At 72.7% G+C, this 4,628-nt stretch carries 3 protein-coding genes; 1 reads left to right on the forward strand and 2 read right to left on the reverse strand.

Translation table 11 applies throughout. The features are described 5' to 3' along the window. Positions 1-32 precede the first annotated feature (32 nt). The gene (locus tag ACFUN8_RS37005) at positions 33-1,061 is read right to left on the reverse strand and encodes an HAD hydrolase-like protein (RefSeq protein WP_383647735.1); all 1,029 of its coding nucleotides are present in this window, start codon (positions 1,059-1,061) and stop codon (positions 33-35) included. Positions 1,062-1,143: 82 nt separating this feature from the next. Here ACFUN8_RS37005 and ACFUN8_RS37010 point away from each other — a divergent pair, with 82 nt between their 5' ends. After that, positions 1,144-2,487, forward strand: coding sequence for a DUF1015 family protein (locus ACFUN8_RS37010; RefSeq protein WP_383647738.1), 1,344 nt, complete (start codon positions 1,144-1,146; stop codon positions 2,485-2,487). A gap of 80 nt (positions 2,488-2,567) precedes the next feature. On the opposite strand, the gene ACFUN8_RS37015 is transcribed toward ACFUN8_RS37010, so the two are convergent. Then, the gene (locus ACFUN8_RS37015; RefSeq protein WP_383647740.1) at positions 2,568-3,332 is read right to left on the reverse strand and encodes a hypothetical protein; all 765 of its coding nucleotides are present in this window, start codon (positions 3,330-3,332) and stop codon (positions 2,568-2,570) included. Positions 3,333-4,628: the final 1,296 nt, after the last annotated feature.

Below are 4,628 nucleotides of genomic sequence, written 5' to 3' on the forward strand. Positions count from 1 at the left end.
GGCTCCATCGGGCCCGCCCGGCGGTCGACGCGCTACAGCCCGAGCCTCGCCAGCACCTTGCCCCCGTCCAGGGCGCACGCGCCGTCCCCCGCGTGCGTCCAGGCCGCGGCGCACAGCGCCCGCAGCCCGTCCATGGCCGCCCCGTCCCCGTCGAGCACCAGGACATCGTCCCGTACGGCGGCGGTCCACCCGCCGCACCCGAACTCGCCGTCCCGGGCATCCACTTCGGGCTGCCCGGTCAGCAACCCCCGCAGATCCGCGTCCACATACGTCGGCCGGTGCTTCGGCTCGGCGGCCAGCAGCCGCGCCCCGTCCGTCACCCCGGTCAGCACCAGCAGCGAGTCCACCCCGCCGTTGAACGCGCCCTCGATGTCGGTGTCCAGCCGGTCCCCGACGACGATCGGCCGCTTCGCCCCCGTACGCAGCACGGTCTCCCGGTGCATCGGCGGCAGCGGCTTGCCCGCGACCTGCGGGTCGGCGCCCGTCGCGATCCGTACGACCTCGACGGCCGCCCCGTTGCCCGGCGCGATGCCGCGCGCGCTGGGAATGGTCAGGTCGGTGTTGGAAGCGAACCACGGCACACCGCGCGCGATCGCGTATCCGGCCTCGGCGAACCGCCCCCAGGCGAGGTCCGGCCCGCCGTAGCCCTGCGCCACGGCGGCCGGGTCGTCGTCGGCCGACTCCACCGGCTCAAGTCCCCGCTCGCGCAGGGCGACCCGCAGCCCCTCGCCACCGATCACCAGCACCCGCGCACCGGCCGGCACCTGCTCGGCGATCAGCCGCGCCACCGCCTGCGCCGATGTGATCACCTCGGCGGGCTCGGCGGGCACCCCCAGCTCCGTCAGATGCGCGGCGACGGCGTCCGGCGTCCGCAGCGCGTTGTTGGTGACGTACGCCAGGTGCATCCCGCCGTCCCGGGCCGTGATCAGCGAGTCGACGGCGTACCCGATGGCCTCGCCGCCCGCGTACACCACGCCGTCGAGATCCAGCAGAGCCGTGTCGTACGCCTCGTTCAGCGCCGTCGCGCTGCCGTCGGGCCTGGTCCTGCTCGGCTGACTCATCAGTCTCCCGCTCCCTCTTCCGCCCCGTGACCGGGCTCTCCCCCGATCATCGCTCATGCCCACGCCCGCATACGATGCGGAGATGAACACCACAGGACCGGCGGAGAAAGGTCTCCGCCTGATCCCGTTCCGCGGGCTGCGCTACGTCCCCGAGCGGGTGGGCAGCCTCGCCGCCGTGACCTCGCCGCCGTACGACGTCGTCGTCCGTCCCGACGGACTGCTCCACCTGGAGTCCGCCGACCCGCACAACATCGTCCGGCTGATCCTGCCCCAGGCCGCGACCGCCGCCGACCGGCACCGCCAGGCGGCGAGCACGCTCCGGCGCTGGCTCGCGGAAGGCGTCCTCGCACCGGACGCGGAACCGGCGTTGTACGTGTACGAGCAGCGCAAGGGCGACCTGCTCCAGCGTGGTGTGATCGGGGCCCTGGCCCTGTCCACGCCCGCCGAGGGTGTCGTCCTGCCGCACGAGGACGTGATGCCGGACATCGTCGAGGACCGCGCGGCGCTGATGCGGGCGACCGCCACCAATCTGGAGCCGCTGCTGCTCACGTACCGCAGCGAGGGCATCTCGACGGACAGCGCGGTCATCGGCACGACGACCGGCACGACGACCGGCACGACCGCCGTCGTCGAACGCACCGCGCGGCGCACGCCCCTGCTGTCCACCACCACCGAGGACGGCTTCAGCCACCGCCTGTGGTCGGTCACCGATCCCGCCGAACTGGCGGAGATCGAGGACGACCTGGCGGACCGTCAGGCGCTCATCGCCGACGGTCACCACCGGTGGGCGACCTATCTCCGGCTGCGCGACGAACACCCGCGGGGCGCGGCGGGCCCCTGGGCCTACGGCCTGGTCCTGCTGGTCGACACCGCCCGCCATCCCCTCCAGGTCAAGGCGATCCACCGGCTGCTGCACCGACTGCCGGTCGCGGACGCCCTGGCGGCGCTGAAGGCCGAACCGGGCTCCTTCCGGGTCCGCACGGCCGACGGCACACTGCCGGAGGCAGTCCAGGCCCTGGCCGAGGCGGCCACCGCCGGCAACGGCACGGCCAACGCCTTCCTGCTGGCGGGCGACGGCCGCTTCCACCTGATCGACCGCCCCGACCCGGCCCTCCTCGCCCGTACGGTGCCGGCCGACCGCCCGGAGGAGTGGCGCGCCCTCGACGCGACCGTGCTGCATTCCACGCTGCTCGACCACATCTGGCGAATCCCGGACGCGCCCGAGCACATCTCGTACATCCACGACACGGAAGCCGTGGTGGAGCAGGCGGAACGCCACGGCAGCACGGCGGTTCTGCTGCATCCGGTACGCGAAGAAGTCGTACGGGAGTTGGCGCGCCAGGCGGTCACGATGCCGCGCAAGTCGACGTCCTTCGGCCCGAAGCCGGCGACGGGCCTGGTGCTGCGGAGCCTCGCCGACGGCTGAGAGACGGACGAGAAACGAAAAAGAGGGCGGCACCCCCTGGTGGGGATGCCGCCCTCTTTCACGGTGCGGTCGTCGTCGGATCAGGACTTGTCGTTCTCCGGGTCCGACTCCTCGTCGGCGACGTCGTCGTCCTCGTCCAAGTCCACGAGAGCGTCCGTGTCGCCGGCGTCCTCGCCGTCGTGCTCGCCCGCGCCCTCGTCTTCGTCTTCGTCTTCGTCCACGTCGACGAACTGGACGCCGTCCAGAGCCGCGAGGCGGTCCGAGGCGTCCGTGGCGCCGTCCTTGTCGGCCTCCAGGGCCTTGGCGAACCAGTCGCGCGCCTCGTCCTCGCGCCCGGCCGACAGCAGCGCGTCGGCGTACGCGTAACGCAGACGCGCGGTCCACGGCTGTACGGAGTTGGAGCCCAGCTCCGGCCCCTGCAGGGTCACGATGGCGGCGTCGATCTGGCCCATGTCCCGGCGCGCACCGGCGGCGACCAGCCGCATCTCGACCTGGCCCGCCTTGTCGAGCTTCAGTACCTCGGGCTCACCGGCCATGGTCATGGCCCGCTCGGGACGGCCCAGGCCGCGCTCACAGTCCGCCATGACGGGCCACAGGTCGACGTTGCCCGTCATCCGCCGCGCCGCCCTGAACTCGGCGAGCGCCTCGCCGTACTTCTGCGTCGCGTACGCGGCGAAGCCGGCGGCCTCGCGCACGGCGGCGACCCTGGAGGCGAGCCGCAGTGCCACGCGCGAATAGGCGTAAGCCTGGTCGGGGTCCTCGTCGATGAGGTTGGCGACCATGACGAGGTTCTTGGCGACGTCGTCGGCGAGCGTCTTGGGCAGGCTCATCAGCTCCTGCCGCACCGCCTTGTCGATCTCCTCGCCGGTGACGTCCTCGGGGATCGGCAGCCGCTTGATGGGCTCCCGGTCCCGATCCCGGTCACGGTCGTCACGACGCCCGTATCCACCGCGATCGTCACGGTCGTCCCGCCCGCGGAACCCGCCACGCTCCCGGTCGTCACGTCGGCCGTAACTGCCGCCACTGCCGCTGGGGCGACCGCCGCCGGTGGGCCTGCCACCGCGGTCGCCACGGTCGTCGTCACGGCGCGGACCACTCGGCCGGTCGTCACGACGGAACGAGGGACGCTCATCGCGACGGTCGTCACGCCGGGGACCACTGGGACGCTCGTCGCGTCCACGGAACCCACCGCCACCACCACCGGTGCTGGGACGGCCACCACTCGTAGGACGACCGCCGCTGCTGGGGCGGCCGCCGCTGGTGGGACGACCGCTGCTGGTGGGCCTGCCGCCACGGTCGCCACGGTCGTCGTCACGGCGCGGACCACTCGGCCGGTCGTCACGACGGAAGGAAGGGCGCTCATCGCGACGGTCGTCGCGGCGCGGACCACTGGGACGCTCATCACGCCCACGGAACCCACCACCACTACCGCCGGAGCTGGGACGACCACCGCCGGTGGGCCTGCCACCACGGTCGTCGGTACGGCGCGGCCCGCTGGGGCGCTCGTCGCGCCCACGGAACCCGCCACCGCCACCACCGGAGTTGCCGGCCGGACGGCCACCGCCAGTGGGGCGGCCACCGCCGACGGGACGCCCGCCACCGGTCGGACGACCACCACGGTCGTCGTCACGATCCCTACGCGGACCGCTCGGGCGGTCGTCGCGACGGGAGGTGGGGCGCTCCTCGCGCCCACGGAAGCCACCGCCACCGCCGGAGCTACTGGTCGGACGGCCACCACTCGCGGGTCGTCCACCACCGGTGGGTCGACCACCGCTGGTCGGACGACCGCCACTCGCGGGACGACCACCGCTGCGGTTGTCGCTTCGGGCTACGTAGTCACCGACGCCGCCGCCTTTGCCGGTGGGACGACCGCCACGGGAACCGCTCCGGTCACCACCGTCACCGTCCCTACGACGTGATTCGCGCTCCGGACGGTCGTCGGGAGAGTTGGGGGACATCGGCACGGCTCCTGTCTTCGGGTACCACAGTCATTCTCACGCAGCCGGCGATCGGCCGCGCTTCCTACAAAGCGGAGAAAACAAAAAAGACCCCTGGTCCAGCGTGAACGCTGGACCAGGGGTCCATGAAAGATTGTTCGGCGGCGTCCTACTCTCCCACAGGGTCCCCCCTGCAGTACCATC

Source organism: Streptomyces sp. NPDC057307 (genome assembly GCF_042667665.1).
In the GTDB taxonomy this organism is placed as follows: domain Bacteria; phylum Actinomycetota; class Actinomycetes; order Streptomycetales; family Streptomycetaceae; genus Streptomyces.